17 protein-coding genes and 1 pseudogene are annotated in these 23,218 nt (G+C 70.4%); 12 read left to right on the forward strand and 6 right to left on the reverse strand.

Annotated elements, in window-relative coordinates; all coding sequences use genetic code 11:
* Positions 1-14 precede the first annotated feature (14 nt).
* On the forward strand, positions 15-3,674 hold the full coding sequence (locus OG841_RS27160; protein WP_371566990.1) for a TIR-like protein FxsC: 3,660 nt from the start codon (positions 15-17) through the stop codon (positions 3,672-3,674).
* Here OG841_RS27160 and OG841_RS27165 read toward each other — a convergent pair.
* A complete protein-coding gene (locus OG841_RS27165; RefSeq protein WP_371566991.1) occupies positions 3,665-3,880 on the reverse strand; it encodes a DUF397 domain-containing protein in 216 nt (71 codons plus the stop codon). The two genes, OG841_RS27160 and OG841_RS27165, sit on opposite strands and share 10 nt — an antisense overlap.
* The gene (locus OG841_RS27170; RefSeq protein WP_371566992.1) at positions 3,852-4,691 is read right to left on the reverse strand and encodes a helix-turn-helix domain-containing protein; all 840 of its coding nucleotides are present in this window, start codon (positions 4,689-4,691) and stop codon (positions 3,852-3,854) included. The genes OG841_RS27165 and OG841_RS27170 overlap by 29 nt, the downstream gene beginning before the upstream one ends.
* A 112-nt stretch (positions 4,692-4,803) precedes the next feature.
* Between OG841_RS27170 and OG841_RS27175 the strand changes: the two genes are divergently transcribed.
* Positions 4,804-4,986: a hypothetical protein gene (locus OG841_RS27175; RefSeq protein WP_371566993.1), complete on the forward strand. Its 183-nt coding sequence runs from the start codon at positions 4,804-4,806 to the stop codon at positions 4,984-4,986.
* Positions 4,987-4,988: 2 nt separating this feature from the next.
* Here the strand turns inward: OG841_RS27175 and OG841_RS27180 are convergent, their stop codons facing one another.
* Positions 4,989-6,488: an MFS transporter gene (locus OG841_RS27180; RefSeq protein WP_371566994.1), complete on the reverse strand. Its 1,500-nt coding sequence runs from the start codon at positions 6,486-6,488 to the stop codon at positions 4,989-4,991.
* Positions 6,489-6,902: 414 nt separating this feature from the next.
* Here OG841_RS27180 and OG841_RS27185 point away from each other — a divergent pair, with 414 nt between their 5' ends.
* From OG841_RS27185 to OG841_RS27205, 5 genes and pseudogenes are all read left to right on the forward strand, one after another.
* A complete protein-coding gene (locus OG841_RS27185) occupies positions 6,903-7,691 on the forward strand; it encodes an ABC transporter ATP-binding protein (protein ID WP_031045031.1) in 789 nt (262 codons plus the stop codon).
* The gene (locus OG841_RS27190; protein WP_371566995.1) at positions 7,688-10,267 is read left to right on the forward strand and encodes an ABC transporter permease; all 2,580 of its coding nucleotides are present in this window, start codon (positions 7,688-7,690) and stop codon (positions 10,265-10,267) included. Before OG841_RS27185 ends, OG841_RS27190 begins: the two co-directional genes overlap by 4 nt.
* Before the next feature lie 256 nt (positions 10,268-10,523).
* Complete coding sequence (mfd, locus tag OG841_RS27195; protein ID WP_328639098.1) at positions 10,524-14,054, forward strand: transcription-repair coupling factor; 3,531 nt, start codon at positions 10,524-10,526, stop codon at positions 14,052-14,054.
* A 99-nt stretch (positions 14,055-14,153) separates the two neighbouring features.
* Positions 14,154-14,344: pseudogene (locus tag OG841_RS48645) on the forward strand (helix-turn-helix domain-containing protein); the annotation flags it as partial.
* A gap of 18 nt (positions 14,345-14,362) precedes the next feature.
* A complete protein-coding gene (locus tag OG841_RS27205; RefSeq protein WP_328639097.1) occupies positions 14,363-14,962 on the forward strand; it encodes a nucleotidyltransferase family protein in 600 nt (199 codons plus the stop codon).
* 18 nt (positions 14,963-14,980) lie between these two features.
* Here OG841_RS27205 and OG841_RS27210 read toward each other — a convergent pair whose 3' ends face one another.
* Positions 14,981-15,166 carry an antitoxin gene (locus tag OG841_RS27210; protein WP_328639096.1) on the reverse strand — a complete coding sequence of 62 codons (186 nt, stop codon included), beginning with the start codon at positions 15,164-15,166 and terminating at the stop codon, positions 14,981-14,983.
* A gap of 189 nt (positions 15,167-15,355) precedes the next feature.
* On the opposite strand from OG841_RS27210, the gene OG841_RS27215 reads away from it, so the two are divergent.
* Positions 15,356-16,081 (forward strand): HNH endonuclease family protein, encoded by a 726-nt coding sequence (locus OG841_RS27215; protein WP_328639095.1) that lies wholly within the window; start codon positions 15,356-15,358, stop codon positions 16,079-16,081.
* A 127-nt stretch (positions 16,082-16,208) separates the two neighbouring features.
* The gene (locus OG841_RS27220) at positions 16,209-16,952 is read left to right on the forward strand and encodes a GNAT family N-acetyltransferase (RefSeq protein WP_328639094.1); all 744 of its coding nucleotides are present in this window, start codon (positions 16,209-16,211) and stop codon (positions 16,950-16,952) included.
* A gap of 48 nt (positions 16,953-17,000) precedes the next feature.
* Here the strand turns inward: OG841_RS27220 and OG841_RS27225 are convergent, their stop codons facing one another.
* The gene (locus tag OG841_RS27225) at positions 17,001-17,795 is read right to left on the reverse strand and encodes a hypothetical protein (RefSeq protein ID WP_328639093.1); all 795 of its coding nucleotides are present in this window, start codon (positions 17,793-17,795) and stop codon (positions 17,001-17,003) included.
* A gap of 107 nt (positions 17,796-17,902) precedes the next feature.
* The gene (locus OG841_RS27230) at positions 17,903-18,526 is read right to left on the reverse strand and encodes a hypothetical protein (protein ID WP_328639092.1); all 624 of its coding nucleotides are present in this window, start codon (positions 18,524-18,526) and stop codon (positions 17,903-17,905) included.
* Positions 18,527-18,738: 212 nt separating this feature from the next.
* Between OG841_RS27230 and OG841_RS27235 the strand changes: the two genes are divergently transcribed.
* The 3 genes from OG841_RS27235 (at position 18,739) to OG841_RS27245 (ending at position 23,196) form a co-directional block, all read left to right on the forward strand.
* Positions 18,739-20,991, forward strand: coding sequence for an N-6 DNA methylase (locus OG841_RS27235; protein ID WP_328639091.1), 2,253 nt, complete (start codon positions 18,739-18,741; stop codon positions 20,989-20,991).
* A 94-nt stretch (positions 20,992-21,085) separates the two neighbouring features.
* On the forward strand, positions 21,086-21,664 hold the full coding sequence (locus tag OG841_RS27240; RefSeq protein ID WP_328639090.1) for a hypothetical protein: 579 nt from the start codon (positions 21,086-21,088) through the stop codon (positions 21,662-21,664).
* Positions 21,665-21,702: 38 nt separating this feature from the next.
* Positions 21,703-23,196: a serine/threonine-protein kinase gene (locus tag OG841_RS27245; protein WP_328643562.1), complete on the forward strand. Its 1,494-nt coding sequence runs from the start codon at positions 21,703-21,705 to the stop codon at positions 23,194-23,196.
* The last annotated feature ends 22 nt before the right edge of the window (positions 23,197-23,218 follow it).

The following is a 23,218-nucleotide window of genomic DNA, read 5'->3' on the forward strand; positions in this document are numbered from 1 at the left end:
GGCATGTCGGGTATGTGCGGTCGGGGGGCTCCGAGGACGCCTCGTCTACCGGTCGGAACCCGGGTCCACGGCCCACCGTCCCGGACAGTGTCCTGCGAGAGGAACTCGCCCGGCTCCTGAACCCGGACGGCCGCCCGGACGCGGGCGACGCCCTCGACGTCCTGTGGATCGCTCGGCTCAGCGGTATCGGCCCCCTGGACTGGGCCCGGATCGGCGACGGCACCGACCCGACGGCCGGCGCGCAGGACACCGATCCGCCGCCGGCTCCTCTGCCCGCGCCCCACCCCGCCCACCACACCGGTCCGCGGGCCCCCTCGGCCCGCCTGTACCTGCCCGAAGCCACCGGCACGGCGCCGCCGCGTCCCGGCGGCGCGCACGCCGTCCGCGTGACCCAGCCACACGCCCTCCCCGACGCCCTGCCCCTGGCCCGCGCGCTGCGCCCGCTGCGCCAGAGAGTCCCCTCCGCCCGTACCTGGGTCCTCGACGTCGAGGCCACGGCGGCCGCCTCCGGCGACACCGGACTGCTTCTGCCGGTCCTGCGCCCGGCGAGCGAACTCCGCTTCTCCGTCGACCTGTTGATCGACACGGGGACGACGATGGGCGTCTGGCACCGGCTCGCGGACGAACTGCGCACCCTCTTCGCCCGGCACAGCGCCTTCGACGAGGTACGCGCCTGGGCGCTGCACACCGATGAGCCGGAGCCGAGCCTGGCGCCCTTCCGGCGAGATGCGCGGGCCGTGTCCCCGACGCGCCGCTGGCGTGAGGCCCTGGCCGACCCCACCGGCCGCCGGGCCGTCCTCGTCCTGACGGACGGCGTGAGCCCGGCCTGGTACGGCGCCGACCTGCCCGGGACGCTGGCCGCATGGTCCCGCGAGCGCCCCGTGGCCGCGCTTCAGGTGCTCCCCGGCCGCCTGTGGCACCGCACGGCCCTGCGTACCTCGGTCGTCCGCGCTCGCGGTACGGAGGCGGCCCACGCGACGATCGAGGTCAGCTCCTCCGGCCCCCTGTCCGGCATCGCCCGAGGTCGCGCGGGAGCGGCCGACCGGGCCCGGATCTGCTGGCTGCCGGTGCTGGAGCTCTCCGGCCCCTGGCTGGACCCGTGGGCCCGTCTGGTCTCGGGCCGCACCACGGACTGGACCCCGCTGCTGGCCACCCCGCTCACCGTGGCCGACCGCCCTGCCCCGGCCCCCGACCGGCCCGACGGCCGGACCATCCCGGCCGCCTGGATCGAACGCTTCGAGGAGGGCTACTCCCCGGAGGCCTTCCGCCTCCTGCGCCTCCTCGCGGCGGCTCCGCTCAGCCTCCCGGTGATGCGGCTCGTCCAGCAGGCGCTGCTCCCGTCGTCGACCCCGATGCACCTGGCCGAGATCTTCCTCTCGGGCCTCCTGGTCCGCCGGACACCGGCTGGCACCGGCGAGGACCCGGACACGGTTGTTTACGACTTCCGGGACGGCGTCCGCGAGGCGTTGCTGGACCGCCTGACACGCACGGAGTCGCTGAGGGTGCTCCGGGAGGTGCTGGCGGGCGTCAACGGGCGGGTGTCCCGGACGCTGGGCGGGGTGACGGACTTCGCGGCGCTGGTGGCGGCGGGCTCTGCGGCTGGACTCGACGGGGTCGAACTGCCGGCGGAGAGCCGGGCGTTCGCGGAGGTGGCGTTGGCCGTGATCAGCCGGGCGGGCGGTGACTACGCGGAGCTGGCGATACGGCTGGGCGTCGGTGACGCCGGCGAGGCGCTGGTGCCGGACCAGGGTGACACCGACGAGAACGAGGCCGAGGAGGCGGGGCGGTGGAGCCGTCGGGGGTGGTCGCTTCCGTGGCGGCGACGGCGTGGTGCCGGACCCGGTGAAGAGGGGGGTTCGTCGGCGGGGGTGTCGAACACGATTCCCCCGCTTCCGGAGCACTACCTCCCGCGGGCGGAGACCAGCCGTGTCCTGGAGGTGCTGCGCAGGGGCAGCCGTTCGCGCGGAAGCCGCTCCAAGGGTCCGAGCATCGTCGTCTTGACAGGTCGGCCGGGCACCGGGAAGACCACGCTGGCCATCGCCTGCGCCCGGGAACTGGTTGCGGATTTCGCGAGGGTCCGATGGGTCAGAGCGCACAGCCGCAAGGTCTTGGAGGATGATCTCGTCAGCTTCGCCGTCGACCTCGGCGTCGTCCGTCATGGTGAGGAGTTCGACGCGGACTCTCTCCTGGAAGACTTCTATGCCTACTTCGCGAGAAATCCTGACATGCTGCTGATTCTCGACGGAGCCACTGCGGAAACCCTCGCTTTTGTGGATCAATTGCCGCTGTTGACGGATGCTTACGGCAGCATGCTGGTGACCTGTTCCGGGCGGCTGGGGAGGGTGGCCATGCCCCACGAGAGCTTGGAGCTGGGCGACTTCCCCTGGGGCGAGGCCATGGAGTACGTCAGGCTTTCCCTCGGTCCCCAAGGTCGATTCTGGGCTAAGGACTCTGAGCTGGCCGAGTTGGTCGAAGTGACGGGAACGAACCCGGGTGCGCTCACGCATGCCGTGACGGCTATCGAGACGAAGGACAGATCGGTCCGCTTCAGGATCATGCGGGTGCTGGCGAGCAGCGACGGATTCCGGCGGATCGAGCCGTCGCTCGTGTGGATCACCCGAGACGGGGAGTTCGTCGGAACCGGGGTTGTCGTGGGAACCGGCCTGGTGCTGACCGGCCTCACCGACCTGGCCCCGGGCGTCCTGCGTGTGCATCGACTGCTCGGTCGGGGTCTCGACGTGATCGGAGTTCGCCCACTCGATGCGCCAAGGGTGACTCTGCTGGTGGTTCCTGAAGAGCTGCCCCGGGAAGTGGTGGCCGCCGTGGCCGACGACTTCAGCCCCTTCGCCGCGGTCTGGCTCCAGGAACCGGGGGGTTTGGGAACACCGGGTCTTCAGGTCCGATCTGCATCACGAAGGCTGAACGACGGGGTTCCGGGGGCAGTGGTGGTCGATGAGGACGGACGGCTCTGCTCCTTGGTGCGGGAGACCGCCGACGGCGTTTTGAGGACGACGAGGATCAGTCCTGCGCTGCTTGATCTGCCACGGGCATCCAGGCCGTTGCCCGTGGCGGCCCAGGCTCCGCTCTTTTACCTGAGTTACGCCCATTTGCCGTCCGTCGAAACCGTGGACGACGACCTGGAGCTGCGCTTCTTCAGGGATCTGAGCACAGAGATCTCGAACCTCACCGATCTGCCACCGTCGGCCACAGGCTTCATCGACGCGGAGATTCCCGCAGGGGCAGACTGGCAGGCGACGATGATGCGGGCCTTGGCCGAGGCCCAGGTGCTCGTTCCTCTTTATTCCCCGCGTTATTTCAAGAGCGAATGGTGCGGCAGGGAGTGGGGGGCTTTCAACTGGCGTATGGAGATGGAGTCTTCCTCCGGTAGGAGCCCCCTGGCGGCCATGGTCCCCGTGATCTGGCTTCCCACAGACAGCGAACAACTGCCATTGGCCGTAGGGAACATCCAGTACGGGGATGTGGCGTTCGGCAGCGAGTACTTCCGGGAGGGACTGCTCGGCCTGCTGAAATCCGGCCGCTACCACGCGTACTGGCGGGCGGTCGGGCGGATCGCCGCGTCCGTCGTGGAAGCGGCCCGAGTGGTCCAACTGAGGCCCTGTGACCCCAGCGACCTGGCGGACCTGCGCAACGCCTTCGAGGACATTCAGCCCTGACGCACATCGGCGACGAAGGCGCACCAGGCGGAGGCTCTGAAGACGAGCACGGGTCCGCCGGGCTGCTTGCTGTCGCGGACCGGGACGAACGGGTGGCCGGTGTCGGCCACTTCGAGGCAGTCGCCGCTGCTTCCGCCGCTGTGGCTGGACTTTCGCCATGAGATCAGAGCAGAGGCGTCAGGGATGCTGTGCTCGTTGCGCTTCATGCTCGTAATCCTCCGCGACCGACCTGATCAGCGCTAGGGATTTGCGGTGCGACAAGGCGTCGCCCAGCGCATGATCGTAGGACACTTGGCACTCGCGGACCACGGACGGGAGCTCCATGATCCGGCCCGACCTGAGGCCTTCGGCATAGGCGAGGGGCGGCAGGTCCTCGAACCACATCAGCGACACGAAGCCCTCCAATAGGGCGTGGTAGCCGACCGAGAAGGGCAGGACGTGGACGCTGATGCGGTTGGTCTCAGCCAGGGCCGCGATGTGCCGGAGTTGCTTGCACATCACCTCTGGACCGCCGATCGGTCGCCGTAGCACCGCCTCGTCGAGCAGGACCCACACCTTCGGTGAGTGGAAGTCGTCGAGAATACGGGCGCGTTCCAGGCGGGTGACGAGGAGCTCGTCACGTTCGTCGTCGCTCTTGGGCACCGCACCCGAGCTGAGTACCTCGCGCGCGTAGGCCGGAGTCTGCAGGATGCCGGGCACCAACTTGGGGGCATACTCCCGGATTTCCGTCGCCCTCCCCTCGAACTCCAGTGCCTCCGCGAAGTGTTCCGCCACCTTGCGGCCGTCCAGCGTTGGAAGGAAGTTCTCGAAGAAGCCGCCCGTCTCCAGCATCTGATCCAGTCGCCGCGCGTCCTCCACGTCCGGCCTTCGCCGACCCGCCTCGATGTGCGCGATATGTGTGCGCGACATCACGGCACGCGCGCTCAGCTCCTCCTGCGTGAGTCCGGCCGCCTCCCGGCGTCGTTTCAGCTCGGCGCCGTACTGCTGCCTCGTCAGCGGATTGTCCTCGATCGCCACCGATCAACTCCCCCTCGTGCGGACCCCGTTGTCACGCTCAGCTACCTTCCGAGCGTACCCAGCGTCACGTCACTCTGTGCATGCATAAGCACAGAAAGTGAAAGGTGATGGCATGGACCTCACGAAAGAACAGGAAGAGGGCATGGCCGGGGCGCAGATCACCCTCCAGGTCTCGCGGGACGGGGGTCGCACCTGGGGACCCACGGTGACGTACCGCCCGACGCGGAAGGACGCGCCCATCGACCTGGCGGGCCGCTTCCCGCCGTGCCGGTGTCCGAGGTGCACGCGCGCGTAGCCTCACTGCTCCTTCAGCACCGGAAACCGCCGCGGCGCCAGCACCAGCAGCACCGCGAACGCCAGGGCCGCGGCGCACCCCGCCCCCACGTACACCGTGTGCACCGCGTCCGCGATGGCCGCGCGGGTCGTCTCCGGGGCCGTGCCGGCGTCCAACGCGCGCGTGACGGAGTCGAGGTCGCTCGCGCCGCCCAGGCGTGCGGCCAGGACGCCGTTGGCCACCGCGCCGAAGACCGCCGCGCCCACCGTCTGGCCGGTCTGGCGGCAGAAGAGGACGGACGCCGTGGTCGTGCCGCGTTCCGCCCAGCCGACCGTCGACTGGACCCCGACGATCAGGGGCAGTTGGAACAGGCCCAGCGCGGCGCCCAGGAGCAGCATCAGCAGGGTCGGCTGCCAGGCCGCGCCCGGGTAGGGGAGGAACGGGAAGGCGAACAGGATCAGGGCCGCCGTACCGATGCCCAGCATCGCCGTGTTGCGGAAGCCGATGCGCCGGTACACGTGCTGGCTCAGAGCCGCCGACACCGGCCAGCTCAGCGTCCATACGGACAGCACGAATCCGGCGGCGACCGGGGTGAGACCGAGCACCGACTGGGCGTACGTCGGCAGGAAGACCGTAGGGGCGACCATGAGGAGTCCCAGGGCGCCCAGGGCCAGGTTCACCGCGGCGATCGTGCGGCGGCGCCACACCCAGCCGGGGATGATCGGCTCCGCGGCCCGGCGTTCGATCAGGACCACGGCGACCACCAGGGCGAGTCCCGTGCCGAACAGGCCCAGTGACGGCCACGACAGCCACGCCCAGGCCACCCCGCCCTGCACGAGCGCCGTCAGCAAGACGCCCCCGCACGCGAACACCGCGAGCGCGCCCGCCCAGTCGACACGCGCGCGCGTGGTCTTCTCGGCGCGCCGCGGTTCGTGCAGATGACGGACGATCAGCCACAGCGCCACCGCGCCGATCGGCAGGTTGACCAGGAAGATCCAGCGCCAGTCCGCGTACGCGGCGAGCACCCCGCCGATGCCCGGTCCCGCGACCGCCGCCACCGCCCACACCGTGGACAGCTTGGCCTGGATCTTCGGGCGCTCCTCGAGCGGATACAGGTCGGCGGCAAGGGTCTGGACCGTGCCCTGCAGCGCGCCGCCGCCCAGCCCCTGGACGATCCGGAACGCGATCAGCGCCCCCATGTTCCACGCCACCGCGCACAGCAGGGAGCCGAGCAGGAACACCGCCGAGCCCGCGATCAGCACCGGTTTGCGCCCGAAGGTGTCGGAGAGCTTGCCGTAGACCGGCAGCGTCACCGTCACGGCCAGCAGATAACCGGAGAACAGCCAGGAGAAGACCGAGAAGCCGCCCAGGTCGCCGACGATCTGCGGGACGGCCGTGGAGACGATGGTGGCGTCCAGGGCCGCAAGGGCCATCGCCAGCATCAGAGCCGCTACGACAGCCCCGCGCCGGTTCGTGGAGACGTTCCGCGCGGGCTCCCGTATCGCCGGCTTCGTGTCGTCCACGCGGATTCCTTCCCCCTGCATCCATCTACCGGCGACCACTCTCCCACTTGACCCTCACGCGGCGGCAGGGTGCAGCCTGACTGCACCGGAGGGTGGACCCGTACCCCTAGATCGCCTCCACCCGGCGGTGGACTGCCCCTAGGGGTATCTCCGTACTACGGCTCGGGGCGGGTTCGTACCGCCGGAGGAGGAGAAGGGCCATGGTCCGTCCTTAACCTGGCTTTACGCCGCTGGGGAGCGGTGGGGGAGGGACGACCGGATCGACGGGGGTGGGGTTTTCCCCCGTAGAAGACGGTGCTGAGCACCAGCGCGCCGGACCGTCCCGCGGCACCAGACTGAACGCCGTACCCAAGCAACGAACCGATCGCCCTGCTGATCGGCTGTTGATTCACTGACCGATATAGGAGACATACCGTGACATCGGCTGTAACCATCACCAGGCACGGGGGCACTGGAGGGCGTACGGCCGTTGCCGCGCGGGCGCGGCAGGTCGTCAAGGCGTACGGGTCCGGCGAGACCCGCGTCGTCGCCCTCGACCATGTGGACGTGGACATCGCTCGCGGGCAGTTCACCGCGATCATGGGCCCCTCGGGGTCCGGCAAGTCCACCCTCATGCACTGCCTCGCCGGTCTCGACACCGTGACGAGCGGTCAGATCTACCTTGACGACACCGAGATCACCGGCCTGAAGGACAAGAAGCTCACCCAGCTGCGCCGGGACCGGGTCGGATTCATCTTCCAGGCGTTCAACCTGCTGCCGACGCTCAACGCGCTCGAGAACATCACGCTGCCCATGGACATCGCCGGGCGCAAGCCCGACAAGCAGTGGCTCGCACGCGTGGTGGACACGGTGGGACTTTCCGACCGACTCAGGCACCGGCCCACCCAGCTCTCCGGCGGACAGCAGCAGCGTGTCGCCGTGGCTCGCGCCCTGGCCGCGCGTCCCGAGATCATCTTCGGTGACGAGCCGACCGGAAACCTCGACTCGCGCGCGGGTGCCGAGGTCCTGGGCTTCCTGCGCCGTTCCGTCGACGAGCTCGGGCAGACCATCGTGATGGTCACGCACGACCCGGTGGCCGCCTCGTACGCGGACCGCGTGCTGTACCTCGCCGACGGCCGGATCGTCGACGAGATGTACAAGCCCACCGCGGAGGCCGTCCTGGACCGCATGAAGGACTTCGACGCCCGGGGGCGTACGTCATGACCGTCATGAAGACCTCCATGCGCAACTTCTTCGCGCACAAGGGACGCATGGCCCTGTCGGCCGTGGCGGTCCTGCTGTCGGTCGCCTTCGTCTGCGGGACGCTGGTGTTCACCGACACGATGAACACCACCTTCGACAAGCTCTTCGCGGCCACGTCCTCGGATGTGACGGTGAGCGCCAAGGGCGCCTCCGACAGCGGCGAGACGACCTCGGACAACGGCAAGCCGCCGGTCTTGCCGGCCTCCGTGCTCGGCAAGGTGCGTGAGGCACAGGGGGTGAAGACGGCGGAGGGGACCGTCTTCTCGACCTCGGTGACCGTCGTGGACGCCGACAAGGACAGCCTTTCGCCGTCCGGCGGCGGCCCGACCATCGTCGGCAACTGGAACCGCAACGACGCCCGCACCATGAAGGTCACCTCCGGTACGGCGCCGAAGAACTCCGGCCAGATCATGGTCGACAAGGACACCGTCGACAAGCACCACCTGAAGCTCGGTGACGAGATCGGCGTGATCAGCGCGGTCGGCACGCACACCGCGAAGATCTCGGGCGTCGCGGAGTTCCAGGTCACCAACCCCGGTGCCGCGATCTTCTACCTGGACACGAAGACCGCCCAGGAGAGCCTGGTCGGCGAGACGGGCGTGTTCACGAACGTCAACGTCACGGCCGCTTCCGGGCTCACCGACGCACAGCTCAAGAAGAACGTCGCCGCCGAGCTCGGCAGCGGCTACAGGGTGCAGACGGCCAAGGAGACCGCCGACGCCAACCAGAAGGACGTCGAGGGCTTCATGAACGTCATGAAGTACGCGATGCTCGGCTTCGCCGGGATCGCCTTCCTCGTCGGCATCTTCCTGATCATCAACACCTTCTCGATGCTCGTCGCGCAGCGGACCCGCGAGATCGGCCTGATGCGGGCCATCGGGTCCAGCCGCAAGCAGGTCAACCGCTCCGTGCTGGTCGAGGCCCTGCTCCTGGGCGTGACCGGTTCGGTGCTCGGGGTCGGGGCCGGTGTCGGCCTCGCGGTCGGCCTGATGAAACTCATGAGCTCCCTGGGCATACACCTGTCGACCAGCGACCTGACGATCGCCTGGACGACCCCGGTGGTCGGACTGCTCCTCGGCGTGGTCGTCACCGTGCTGGCCGCCTGGCTGCCGGCCCGCCGCGCGGGCAAGGTCTCGCCCATGGCCGCCCTCCGGGACGCCGGCGCCCCCGCCGACGCCAAGGCGGGCCGCGTACGGGCCCTGCTGGGCACGCTCCTGACCGCTGGCGGCGCCTACGCGCTCTACCTGGTCACCCAGGCGGACAAGGCCAAAGAGGGCTCCCTGTGGCTCGGCCTCGGCGTGGTGCTCTCCCTGATCGGCTTCGTCGTGATCGGCCCGCTCCTCGCGGGCGGTGTGGTGCGCGTCCTGGGCGCGGTCGTCCTCAGGGTGTTCGGCCCGGTCGGCCGCATGGCCGAGCGCAACGCCCTGCGCAACCCGCGCCGTACGGGAGCCACGGCCGCCGCCCTGATGATCGGCCTCGCGCTGGTCGCCTGTCTGTCGGTCGTCGGTTCGTCCATGGTCGCCTCGGCCTCGGACGAGCTCGACAAGACGGTCGGTACGGACTTCATCATCCAATCCGACAGCGGGCAGTTGGTCACGCCGGCCGCGGTGAAGACCGTCAAGAACACGCCCGGCCTTGAAGGGGTCACCGAGTACAGGACCACGGAGGCCGACTACACGACCCCCGACGGCAAGACGCTCAAGGACACCGACATCACGGCGGCCGACCCGTCCTACGCGACCGTCCTGCGGACCAAGACCGTCGCGGGGACGCTCGCCGACGCCTACCGGCCCGACTCGATGTCCGTGCACGAGAAGTTCGCCAGGGCGCACGGAATCCACCTGGGCTCGAAGATCAAGGTCGCCTTCAAGGACGGCGCCACCGCCGAGCTGACGGTCCGGGCGATCACCAGCAGTGACGTCGTCATCGACGCGGGCTCGAAGTACATCTCGATCGCCACGCTCGCCAAGTACGTGCCGGCCGACAAGATGCCGCTCGACCAGTTGGTCTTCGCCAACGCCAAGGACGGGCAGCAGGACGCCGCGTACAAGTCGCTGAAGTCGGCGCTGCACGACTATCCGCAGTACACCGTGCGCGACCAGACCGACTACAAGGAAGCCTTCAAGGACCAGATCGGACAGCTCCTGAACATGATCTACGGCCTGCTGGCCCTCGCGATCATCGTCGCGATCCTCGGTGTCGTGAACACCCTGGCGCTCTCGGTGGTCGAGCGGACCCGGGAGATCGGCCTGATGCGCGCCATCGGCCTCTCGCGGCGCCAGCTGCGACGGATGATCCGCATGGAGTCGGTGGTCATCGCGCTCTTCGGCGCACTGCTCGGCCTGGGCCTCGGCATGGGCTGGGGCGCGACCGCCCAGAAGCTCCTCGCCCTGCAGGGCCTGAAGGTCCTGGACATCCCCTGGCCGACGATCATCGGCGTCTTCGTCGGATCGGCCTTCGTGGGCCTGTTCGCCGCCCTGATCCCGGCGTTCCGGGCGGGCCGGATGAACGTCCTGAAGGCGATCGCGACCGAATAGCCACCCTGGGGACGGGGAACGCCCGGCGCCGAGAAGTCACGGGGGACTTCTCGGCGCCGGGTTCTTCGTTGTCCACGGGGAGCAGCTTGCGGGCTCTTCGCCGGCCACAGGGCGGCCGCGGGCGAGGCGGCGTTGTCCACAGGCTCCGACGGCCGGGCCGAGGCCGTCGTAGGCTGGAGACCCCCCGGCCCTTCGTTGTGTCGGGCCCTTCGCGTTGCCCACCCCCCAGAAACCCCCCGGACGAAAGCCGCCCAGAATGAGCTTGCACGGTCTGCTCGACGCCGTCGTCAAGGACCCCGCCCTCGCGGAAGCGATCACGGCGGCCCAGGACGGCAACCGCATGCACGTCGACCTGGTCGGTCCACCGGCGGCCCGTCCCTTCGCGGTCGCCGCCCTCGCGCGGGAGGCAGGCCGGCCCGTGCTCGCGGTGACGGCGACGGGCCGCGAGGCGGAGGACCTGGCCGCGGCCCTGCGCTCCCTGCTCCCGTCGGAGGGGGTCGTGGAGTACCCGTCCTGGGAGACCCTTCCGCACGAGCGCCTGAGCCCCCGCAGCGACACCGTCGGCCGCCGCCTGGCCGTCCTGCGACGGCTGGCCCACCCGCGCCCCGACGACCCCGAGACCGGCCCGGTCTCCGTGGTCGTCGCACCCGTACGGTCCGTGCTCCAGCCGCAGGTCAAGGGCCTCGGCGACCTGGAACCGGTCGCCCTGCGCACCGGGCAGACAGCCGACCTGAACACGATCGTGGAGGCTCTCGCCGCCGCCGCGTACGCGCGCGTCGAGCTTGTCGAGAAGCGCGGTGAGTTCGCCGTACGAGGCGGCATCCTCGACGTCTTCCCGCCCACCGAGGAACACCCCCTGCGCGTCGAGTTCTGGGGCGACGACGTCGAGGAGATCCGCTACTTCAAAGTCGCCGACCAGCGCTCCCTGGAGGTCGCCGAACACGGCCTGTGGGCCCCGCCCTGCCGCGAACTGCTCCTGACGGACGACGTACGCGCACGCGCGCGTGCCCTCGCCGAGGAGCACCCCGAGCTCGGCGACCTGCTCGGCAGGATCGGCGAGGGGATCGCCGTCGAGGGCATGGAGTCCCTGGCTCCCGTCCTCGTCGACGACATGGAGCTCCTGATCGACGTCCTGCCCAAGGGCGCCATGGCCGTCGTGTGCGATCCGGAGCGGGTCCGCACGCGTGCGTCCGACCTCGTGGCCACCTCGCAGGAGTTCCTGCAGGCGTCCTGGGCGGCCACCGCGGGCGGCGGCGAGGCGCCCATCGACGTCGGCGCGGCCTCCCTGTGGTCCATCGCCGACGTCCGCGAGCACGCGCGTGAGCTGGACATGATGTGGTGGTCGGTGTCGCCGTTCGCGGCGGACCTCGAACTGGAGGCGGACACCCTCAAGCTGGGCATGCATGCCCCCGAGACCTACCGCGGCGACACCGCGAAGGCCCTCGCCGACACCAAGGGCTGGCTCGCCGACGGCTGGCGCACCGTCTTCGTGACCGAGGCGCACGGCCCGGCGGCCCGTACCGTCGAGGTGCTCGGCGGCGAGGGCATCGCGGCCCGCCTCGACGCGGAACTCGCGTCGCTGAGTCCGTCCGTCGTGCACGTGGCGTGCGGCTCGATCGAGTACGGCTTCGTCGACCCGGCCCTGAGACTCGCCGTCCTGACGGAAACCGACCTGACCGGGCAGAAGGCGGCCGGCAAGGACGGCGCCCGGATGCCGGCCCGGCGCCGCAAGACGATCGACCCGCTCACCCTTGAGGCGGGCGACTACATCGTCCACGAACAGCACGGCGTGGGCCGCTACATCGAGATGGTCCAGCGGACCGTGCAGAGCGCCACGCGCGAGTACCTCGTCGTCGAGTACGCCCCCGCCAAGCGCGGCCAGCCCGGCGACCGGCTCTACATCCCCACCGACCAGCTGGAGCAGATCACCAAGTACGTCGGCGGCGAGGCGCCCACCCTGCACCGTCTCGGCGGCGCCGACTGGACCAAGACCAAGGCGCGCGCGAAGAAGGCCGTCAAGGAGATCGCCGCCGACCTGATCAAGCTGTACAGCGCGCGAATGGCGGCCCCCGGGCACGCGTTCGGCTCGGACACGCCCTGGCAGCGCGAGCTGGAGGACGCCTTCCCGTACGCGGAGACGCCGGACCAGCTCACCACCATCGCCGAGGTCAAGGAGGACATGGAGAAGTCGATCCCCATGGACCGCCTGGTCTGCGGCGACGTCGGCTACGGCAAGACCGAGATCGCGGTCAGGGCCGCCTTCAAGGCCGTACAGGACGGCAAGCAGGTGGCCGTCCTCGTACCGACGACCCTGCTGGTGCAGCAGCACTTCGGGACGTTCTCCGAGCGGTACTCGCAGTTCCCGGTGGTCGTGAAGGCGCTCAGCCGCTTCCAGACCGACACCGAGGCGAAGGCCGTCCTGGAGGGGCTGCGCGACAGCTCGGTGGACATCGTCATCGGCACCCACCGGCTGTTCTCCTCCGAGACCAAGTTCAAGGACCTCGGCCTGGTCATCGTCGACGAGGAGCAGCGCTTCGGCGTCGAGCACAAGGAGCAGCTGAAGAAGCTCCGCGCCAACGTCGACGTGCTGACCATGTCCGCGACCCCCATCCCGCGCACCCTGGAGATGGCGGTCACCGGCATCCGCGAGATGTCGACGATCACCACGCCCCCGGAGGAGCGCCACCCGGTGCTCACCTTCGTCGGGCCGTACGAGGAGAGGCAGATCGGCGCGGCCATTCGCCGTGAACTGCTGCGCGAGGGCCAGGTCTTCTACATCCACAACCGGGTCGAGTCGATCGACCGGGCCGCGGCCCGCCTGCGCGAGATCGTCCCCGAGGCGCGCATCGCGACCGCCCACGGCCAGATGTCGGAACAGGCCCTCGAGCAGGTCGTCGTCGACTTCTGGGAGAAGAAGTTCGACGTACTCGTGTCGACCACGATCGTCGAGTCGGGCATCGACATCTCCAACGCGAACACGCTGATCGTGGAGCGCGGCGACAACTTCGGTCTGTCCCAGCTGCACCAGCTGCGCGGCCGGGTGGGGCGTGGCCGCGAGCGGGGCTACGCCTACTTCCTGTACCCGCCGGAGAAGCCGCTGACGGAGACGGCGCACGAACGGCTCGCCACCATCGCCCAGCACACCGAGATGGGCGCGGGCATGTACGTGGCGATGAAGGACCTGGAGATCCGCGGCGCGGGCAACCTCCTCGGCGGCGAACAGTCCGGGCACATCGCGGGTGTCGGTTTCGACCTGTACGTCCGGATGGTCGGCGAGGCCGTCGCGGACTACCGGGCCTCCCTGGAGGGCGGTGTCGAGGAGGAGCCGCCGCTGGAGGTCAAGATCGAGCTCCCGGTCGACGCGCACGTCCCGCACGACTACGCGCCGGGTGAGCGGCTGCGCCTCCAGGCGTACCGCTCGATCGCCTCGGTGAACACGGAGGAGGACGTCAAGGCAGTACGCGAGGAACTCGTCGACCGTTATGGCAAGTTGCCGGAGCCGGTGGAGAACCTGCTGCTGGTGGCGGGGCTTCGGATGCTCGCACGCGCGTGTGGCGTCGGCGAGATCGTCCTCCAGGGCACCAACATCCGCTTCGCGCCGGTGGAGTTGCGGGAATCGCAGGAGTTGCGGGTCAAGCGTCTCTACCCGGGCACCGTCATCAAGCCGGCCGTGCACCAGGTGCTGGTGCCCCGTCCGAAGACGGCGAAGGTGGGCGGAAAGCCGCTGGTCGGGCGGGAGTTGCTCGGCTGGGTGGGGGAGTTCCTCACGTCGATCCTGGGGTCGTGACGGCGGGGGACCGTGACCGGGTGCCCCTCGACGGTGTGAGTCGCGGTCACTCGGTCACGCGGGGTGAGCTCAGGGCGTACGGAACAACGTGGTCGCGAGGGTACGGACGCCGGCCGTGACCTGCGCCACCGCGTGGAGCTCCACACCGACCAACTCGCCGCCGGGCCATGGCGGTTGCTCGGCGCGGCCGACACGGCCCGGCTCGCGGACCTGCTCGGCGACTTCTGGGTCGCGGTGCTGTCCTCCAGGTTGCTCCCGTCGGAGACGGCCTGGGCATCGGGAAGGTCTGACCGTGGTAGTCAGGAGGGATGCTCGGACGACTTCCTCTTGAGGAACAACTGGACGTGTTCCGTTCCACGCTCGGCCGGAACGAGACCCTGACCGAGGTGATGGCCAGGACGGCGACGCTTGACCTGCCGGGCTGGTACGTGACGGCGGGCTGCCTGTTCCAGACCGTGTGGAACGTGGTCACCGGCAGACCGCCGACCCGGGGCATCAGGGACTACGACATCTTCTACTTCGACGACACCGATCTCTCCTGGGAGGCCGAGGACGCCGTCATCGAGGCGGGACGGGAAGTGTTCGCAGGCCTGCGGGCCGAGGTGGAGATCCGCAACGAGGCCCGGGTGCACCTCTGGTACGAGCGGAAGTTCGGAGTGCCCTGCCCTCCGTACGACTCCACCGAGTCCGCCATCGACCGCTTCGCCGCGACGACGTGCTGTCTGGGCGTACGCCCGGAATCCGACGGGACGTGGCGCGTCTACGCACCCCACGGACTGTCCGACGTGTTCAACCTCGTGCTCCGCCCCAATCCCGTACTCGCTCCGAGAGAGGTCTACGAGACCAAGGCCGCGCGCTGGAAGGAGGAATGGCCGGAGCTCAGGGTGCTGCCATGGCCTGCGACGTGAAGCCGCCCGCGGGAAACCTTACGGCTGTTCGGGCCTGTCGCGATCCATGCCGAGCGACCCCTCGATCTTCTGCTGTGCGTCGTCGACCTGGCTCTCGTGCTTGTTGCCCGTCCGCTCGTTGACCTTCCGTTCCGCCACGTCGGACATGTCCTTGGTCTTGTCCTGCGCCTGGCGGTTGCTCTTGAACCTGTCGAAGATGCCCATCCCGAACTCCTTCCGGAGGTGACTCAGCAACGACGATACGGCTGATATGTCCGCATTGCCTACTCGGAAGGGCTGTGGTCTGGACCTCCTGAATGGCGCGGTGCGCCCGCTCGCTACGGTGTGCGCGACGTCGTACAGGGAAAGCGCTCCCTGCGGGGGCCGGACCGGGTTGCAAGGGGAGGGGCGCACGTGAGGCGTCTGAGGGGCGGGGCTGCGGCCGCCGTCGTGCTGGTGTTCGCCGTGGCCGGGTGCAAGGCGGAGACGGCCACAGGGTCCGGGGGGCCGGAGGAGAGCGGGGGTGCGGGCGGTTCGGGCGCGGCCCTCACCGCCGCCAAGTCACTCACCGTCAAGGGGCGGGCGCCCAAGACGGGGTACGAGCGCGACAGGTTCGGCACCGCGTGGGCGGACACGGACTCGAACGACTGCGACACCCGCGACGACATACTCAAACGGGATCTGGAGGACGTGAAGTTCACCCGCGGGGACTGCAAGGTGTCCTACGGCGTGCTCGAGTCGGACCCCTACTCGGGCAAGGAGGTGACCTACCGGCGTGGTCGCAGCCAGGTCGACATCGACCACGTGGTCGCGCTCTCCGACGCCTGGCAGAAGGGGGCCAAGTACTGGGAGCCCGGCAAGCGGATAGCTCTCGCCAACGACCCCCTCAACCTCCTCGCCGTCGACGCGAGCACCAACCGTTCCAAGGGGGACGGTGACACGGCGACCTGGCTGCCGCCGAACAAGGGGTACCGGTGCACGTATGTCGCCGCCCAGGTCGCCGTGAAGAAGAAGTACGACCTGTGGGTCACGGCCGCCGAGAAGTCCGCGATGGAGAAGGTCCTCTCGGGCTGCCCCGGCCAGAAGCTCCCGGCCGGCGGCAATCCGACGGCGGCGCCGCCGCGGTTCCACGCGGACTGAGGACTCGCGCCGGCCATGGGCTTCGGGCCTCGTGAGCCGTGGCCACCAGGGCTTGCGCCGAGCGGCCGCGGGGCGGGGGGCGGGAAATGCGCTTTCAGACGGGCGGGCCCGCGCCTACGGTGACCGCATGGAGCTGAAGGTGTCGAGTCTTGCCGAGCGTCCCGAGATGCGGGAGCGCGTTCTCGGCATGGCCAACAGCTGGCCGGAGTTCGTGACCCAGGACCCCGTGGGCAACGCCCACTACGGACGGATCTCCGCCGAACTCCCCGCGCACGTCCTGTTCGCCGAGGACGAGCGGGGAGAGGTCGTCGCGCATGCCCACAGCGTCCCCTTCGCCCTCCACGTCGAGGACCGCGGTGAACTGCCGGCGCGGGGCTGGGACGAGGTGCTGGTGTGGGCGTTCGAGGATCTGCGTCATGGCGTACGGCCCGACACGGCCAGCGCGATCTCGGTCGTCGTCGACCCGCGACTCCAGGGCCACGGCCTGTCCGCTCTGATGCTTTCGGCGATGCGTGACAACGCCCGCGCCCACGGCTTCAGCGAGGTCGTCGCGCCGGTCCGCCCCAGTGCCAAGCACCTGGAACCGCACACGCCGATCCAGGAGTACGCCCACCGGGTACGCCCCGACGGCCTGCCGTACGACCCCTGGGTGCGCGTCCACGCCCGGGCCGGCGGTGTCGTTCACGCGGTGGCACCGGCCTCCATGACGGTGTCCGGTTCGCTGGAGCAGTGGCGCGGCTGGACCGGACTGCCCTTCGACACCCAGGGCGACATCGAGGTGCCCGGGGCGCTGGTGCCGGTGCGGTGCGAGCCGGAGCGCGGCTATGCGGTGTACGTCGAGCCCAACGTATGGATGCGGCACGCCCTTTGAGCGTGCCGCATCCCTGGTGCGTCCTGATGCGCCGAGTCTCGGCGTGGCTCAGCCGCCGAGGGCGTCGAGGTCCAGGATCTCGCCGGCCGGCTTCTGCGCAGGGACCGGCTCGTCGAAGTCGCTGAAGATGACCGACCCCTGGTCCGCTCCGGCCGTGCTGTCGATCCGCAGCAGATACGGCTTGCCCTCGGTGGCGACATACAGCGTGTAGCGGTCCTTGCCGTCCTTCTCGTGCAGGGTGATCGCCGGCGCCCCGTCGACGGTGGTCGTGCTGCCGCGGCTCGCGTCGGAGTTGCCGTCCTCGGCGCCGTCGAGCACCGCGCCCAGGTCGCAGAAGCCCTCGAACTCCTTGGCGTCCTCGCCCGTCGCCTTCGTCTTGGTCCACTTGCCGGCCAGCATGGCCACGGCCGCGTCGGTGTCCGCCTTCGACTCGCCCTCGCTCTGCTCCCGCAGGAGCGCCTCGTCGAACTTCATGTACACGATGTCGCCGGTCTTGATCAGGTCGGCCTTGCCCTTGCCGCCCATGCCGATGGTGCCGGCGCACTCGCCCTTCTTGTTCAGGAGGACGTCGAGGCTGATGGTGCCGCCGCTCTCGTCGTCGGGGATGGCGCCCTTCATGCGCAGCGACGAGGCTCCGGTCGTGGCCTTGATGGCCCGGTCGGCTATCTCGCCGCCGGTCAGCCCGGCGAACGGTTCCTTCTTCGCGGCCGACTTGCCCGGCTCGGCGGATGCGCTGGACGCGCTCGTCCTGCTGTCCGCCTTGTCCTGGCCGGGCTGGCAGCCGGTGAGTCCTGCGGTGGCCGCGGCTGCGATGCAGAGAGCGGCAAGTGCGGTACGACGCATGGTGATTCCTTGGTGGGGATGCGGTGAGGTGATGAGGTGCGGGGCGCGCTGTGCGTGGGACGCGCCCCCGGTGGTGAGCGGAAGGAGACGGAAGCGGGCCGGCCGGCTCAGCCGGTCTTCTTCCAGTCCTTGCAACCGGTCGTCTTGAAGTAGGCGTCCGAGGCGCTGATCCTGACGACCGCCGTGCCGTTGACGTTGTCGTTCGCGACGATCGACTCGACGCCGTGGTCGGCGTCCTTGGTGCGCTCCCAGTAGCAGGAGTCGTCGGTGTTGCCGGTGGACTTGTAGGTGCCCGGGGCGATGTCGGCGCCGACTGCGAACATTCCGCCGTCACCGGACATCCGGGCGGCGGGGGAGCCCTTCGCCTTTTCGTCGACGGCCTCCCAGCCGTTGCAGTCGCTCGACTTGAAGAGCTTGTCGGTGGCTTTGACGGTGACGTAACCGGTGCCGGTGACATTGTCGTTGGCCAGCAGCGCGTCCATCTCGCCCGAGGCGTCCTTGGCCCGCTCCCAATGGCACATGCCGTCGCTGTTGCCGGTGGTGCGATACGTGACGGGCTTGATGTCCGAACCGACCTGGAAGTCGCCGTCCCCCGCGAACGCGGCCTCCTTCTCGGCGACCTCGGCCTTGCCGGTGCCGCCGTCCCCGTTGTCCCCGGCATTCGCCGACACGACTCCGATGACGACGACTCCCACGACGGCACCCAGCGCGATCTTGCCCTTCATGCCCATGGCCGTGTCCCCCTCCCGACGCGACGACCACCGCCAATCGACGGTCTTCTCGTTCGCCGGGTCAATGAGAGCAGAGTCTGTGAACCGAGTCAACACGATTCACGGTGTCTCTGGCGTACACGGCCGTGAAGGGGTGGATCTTGCCTACATCGGTATGCTCGACGTCACATGCGTACCGCAGGGCTGCTGCGGTACGACGAGGGGAGCGGCGAGTGCAGGACAACACGACTGAGGTGACCGCTGCCGGTATCGCACGGCTGGCCGGCGTGGGCCGCGCGGCCGTCAGTAACTGGCGCCGTCGGCACGCCGACTTCCCGAGGCCCGTCGGCGGCACCGAGACCAGCCCGTCCTTCGCGCTCGCCGAGGTCGAGTCCTGGCTGCGCAAGCAGGGAAAACTCGCTGAGGTCCCCTTGCGGGAACGCGTCTGGCAGCAGCTCTCCGGCCACCCTGAGGGCCCGGTCACCGCACTCACCCACGCGGGCTGCCTCCTGCTGCTGATCCACGACCGCCCGACGGTCTGGCTGGAGGTGAGCGCCGGCTCCGACGAGCGCCTCTCGGAGATGCTGCCGGGGGCGCTGCGGGAGGTGTTCACGCCGCGATTCGGACCCGAGTCGGCGATGAACACCGCACCCGCTGTGAACACCCCGGGGCGGGTTCACACCCCCGACGCCGACCGGGCCTCGGCGAACGCCGTGGACGGCACGACCGCCGCGGACGCCGTGAACCCCGCGAGCCGAGTGAACATCGCGGACGCCGTGAACACCGCGAACGCCGTGAACCCCCCACCCCCCGCACGCCCCGCCTCCGGTGTTCACACCCCCTCCGCTGTGAACACCCACCCCGCCGTTCACCTCCCCACCGGCTCGGAACTCCTGCCCTCCGCCCCCCTCCTGCGGGGCGTCGCCGAGCTGGCCGCCGAGCTGGGCGCCCGGCAGACCTTCGAGTTCCTGCTCGGCCGGCACCTCGACGCCAACCCGCGCCAGTACACGCTCACCCCCGCCGACCTGGCCGCTCTCATGGCCGACCTCGCCGGCCCCGCCCGCACCGTCCTGGACCCGGCCTGCGGCACCGGCGCCCTCCTGCGGGCCGCCGCCACCCGCCCCGACCAGGAGCTCCACGCCCAGGACAACGCCCCCGAACTCGCCGCGCTCACCACGCTCCGGCTCGCCCTGCAGACCTGGTCCACCGTGCACGCTGCGGTCGGCGACAGCCTGCGCGCGGACGCCCACCCCCGGCTGCGCGCCGACGCCGTCCTGTGCCACCCGCCGTTCAACGAGCGCAACTGGGGCCACGACGAACTCGCCTACGACCCCCGCTGGGAGTACGGCTTCCCGGCCCGCACCGAGTCCGAGCTCGCCTGGGTCCAGCACGCACTCGCGCGCCTCAAGGACGGCGGCGCCGGCGTCCTGCTCATGCCGCCCGCCGCCGCCTCCCGCCGCTCCGGCCGCCGTATCCGTGCCGATCTGCTGCGCCGCGGCGCCCTGCGCGCCGTGATCGCCCTGCCGGTCGGGGCGGCACCGCCGTACAACATCCCGCTGCACCTGTGGGTGCTGCGCCGCCCGGAGAAGGCGCCCGCGCAGCCGGAGGTGCTCCTCGTCGACGTGGGGCAGTTCGCGGGGGAGGGGCGCGGCGGGCCGGACTGGCGGGCCGTGCGCGAGGCCGTTCTCGACGCCTGGCAGGCCTTCGGACGGCCCGGTCGCTTCCCGGAACGGCCCGGAGTGGCCCGTGCGCTGCCCGTCATCGAACTCCTCGACGACGACGTGGACCTCGCTCCCGCCCGTCACCTGCCACCCCCCACGGCGGCCGGCGGCGCCGACCAGCTCACGGCCGTGCGCGAGCACCTGGGCGAAACCCTGCGCCTGACCGCCGACCTCACCCCGCCGCGCGGCGACGCCGCGCACCCCGCGCGGTGGCCGCTCACCACCATCGGCGAACTCGCGCGCGGGGGAGCCCTGATGCTGCGCACGGGCGGAAACGGCGGCCACGCACGCGTGCCCGTGCTCACCGACCACGATGTCCTCTTCGGGGCCGACCCCTCCGGGACGCTTCCCGAGAGCGAGGAGGAGGCGGTACTGACCGAACCGGGCGACGTCGTCGTACCGGTGCTGGGCGGCGGCTCGGTGGCGCGCGTGATCGACGCGACGACCGGGGGCGCCGCGCTGGGGCGCAACCTCGTGCTGCTGCGCCCCGATCCGGCGGCGCTCGACCCCTGGTTCCTGGCCGGCTTCCTGCGCGGCACCGCCAACAACCGCCAGGCCAGCAGTTATGCCTCCACCGCGACCCGCCTGGACGTGCGCAGGCTCCAGTTGCCCAGGCTCCCGCTCGACGAACAACGGCGCTACGGCCAACGCTTCCGCGTGCTCGACGAGTTCGAGCGGGCGCTCAGGCACGCGGGCCGGCTCGGAGAGCAGCTCGTGCGCGGAATGTACGACGGGCTCACCGACGGAACGGTCGCGCCCGACTGATCAGGACGACAACGGTTCGGTACAACCCGTGACCAGTTGTCGGTATCGGCCTATACGCTCGAACCCCACATCGAATCCCGGTTCAGGAGCGTTCATGTACGGCCACGGCGCGGCCCCGCCCGCCCGCGACTCGGGCACGGTCATCACCCTGCGCGTGGTGCTCGCCGCCGTCGGTTTCCTTTCGTGCGGCCTGCTCGCCTGCGCTCCGCTGTTCCGGATCGCCTTCCTGCGCGGGCGGTCGATCGACTGGGTGCTGTCCTGGGCGAGCCTTCCGGTGTCCATCGCGTGTTTCGCGGTGGTCGGCTCACTGCCCGAGAGCGATCCCAGGACCGACGTCGCCATGTCGCTGGTCCTGCTCCTCGGTCTCTTCAGCAGTGTGTACTTCGTCGTGATGGACATCCGGGTGCACCAGCAGCGGCGGTTCGCGGGCCACCCGCCGCCCCAGGGCCCGACCGTCCACAGCGGCTACGGCTATCCGCAGCCGACACCACCGCCGTACACGTCCACGCTTCTGCCGCAGCCGCCGGCACCTCCGGTCTCCGCCCCCGGTGTCGTCCCGCCCCCGCCGCCGCAGCGCCCCGCGCCCGCCCGGATCGACCAGGTGCGCGCCGAACTCGACGAGCTCAGCGACTATCTGCGCAAGCACGACGGCAACCCCGAGGGCGGCAGGTGACCGTGGCGACAGGACGTGTCGTCGCCGGCCGCTACGAACTGTCCACGCTCATCGGACAGGGCGGCATGGGCCAGGTGTGGACGGCGTACGACCAGCGGCTCGACCGGCGCGTGGCGGTGAAGCTGCTGCGCCCCGACAAGGTGGCCGGGCAGGAGGCTGACGAACTGCGCCGAAGGTTCGTGCGGGAGTGCCGGGTGACCGCGCAGGTCGACCACCCCGGGCTCGTCACCGTGCACGACGCGGGCAGCGAGGGCGAGGAGCTGTTCCTCGTCATGCAGTACGTCGACGGCGCGGACCTCTCCGACCATCTCGCCGAGCACGACCCGTACCCCTGGCAGTGGGCGGTCGCGGTCGCCGCGCAACTGTGCGCCGTGCTGAGCGCCGTGCACGCCGTGCCGATCGTCCACCGCGACCTCAAGCCGCGCAACGTGATGGTGAAGCAGGACGGCACGGTCACCGTCCTCGACCTCGGTGTCGCCTCCGTCATGGACACCGACACCACCCGTCTCACCCACACCGGTTCGCCGATCGGCTCGCCCGCCTACATGGCGCCCGAGCAGGCCATGGGCGGCGCGGTCGGCCCGTACACCGACCTGTACGCACTCGGCGTACTGCTGCACGAACTGCTCAGCGGCGACGTCCCGTTCGCGGGCTCCACCGCGCTCGGCGTACTGCACCGGCACCTGTACGAGCCCCCGCTGCCCGTGCGCCGCACCCGCCCCGAAGTCCCCGAGGCCCTCGAAGCGCTCGTCCTGCGGCTGCTCGCCAAGGACCCGCAGCACCGCCCGGCCTCCGCGCAGGACGTGTACGAGGACCTGGCGCTGCTCCTGCCCGCGCGCGGGATGCCCACCGGAGCACCCCTCGACCCCACCCGCCCCTTCCTGCGCCCGCACGCCCCCTGGCCGGACCGCGCCCGCACGCCCGCGCCCCAGCCCGCCCCGGTCACACCGGTCCCCGAGGCGACCGAGAAACCGGACGTCGCGCGCGCGGTCGACGAGGTCAAGCGGCTTCTCGGCGAGGGCCGCATCACCCAGGCCGTCGACATCCTCGGCGGCATCCTGCCCGCGGCCGCCGAACAGCACGGCGTGAACTCCCCGGTCGTACGCACCCTGCGCAAGCAGTACGCCGCCACCCTCATGGACGACGGCCAGTACCGCCGCGCACTGCCCGAACTGCGCCGCCTCGCCGACGAACGCGCCACCGAGGCCGGCCACGCCGACCCGCAGTCCCTGCGCTTCCGCTACGACGCCGCCCAGTGTCTGGAACAACTCGGGGAACCCGCGGCCGCACTGGCCGAATACCGCGCCCTGCTGCCGTACTACGAGAACCAGTACGTGGCCGGCGACCCCCAGCTCGCCCACGACGTCCGCCGCCGCATCGGGCACCTCCTGCTCGCCCTCGGCGACCGCGCCGCCGCCCACGACACACTCGCGCGCCTGCTGCACGACGTGGAGCGCTTGCACGGACCGGCGCACCCGCTCGCGGTCGAGGTCCGCCGGACGCTCCAGTGGCTGGGACAGGTGCGGGGTTAGAAGGCTCCGCCGCTTGGATTAC

It is taken from the genome of Streptomyces canus (assembly GCF_041435015.1).
Lineage (GTDB): Bacteria > Actinomycetota > Actinomycetes > Streptomycetales > Streptomycetaceae > Streptomyces > Streptomyces canus_G.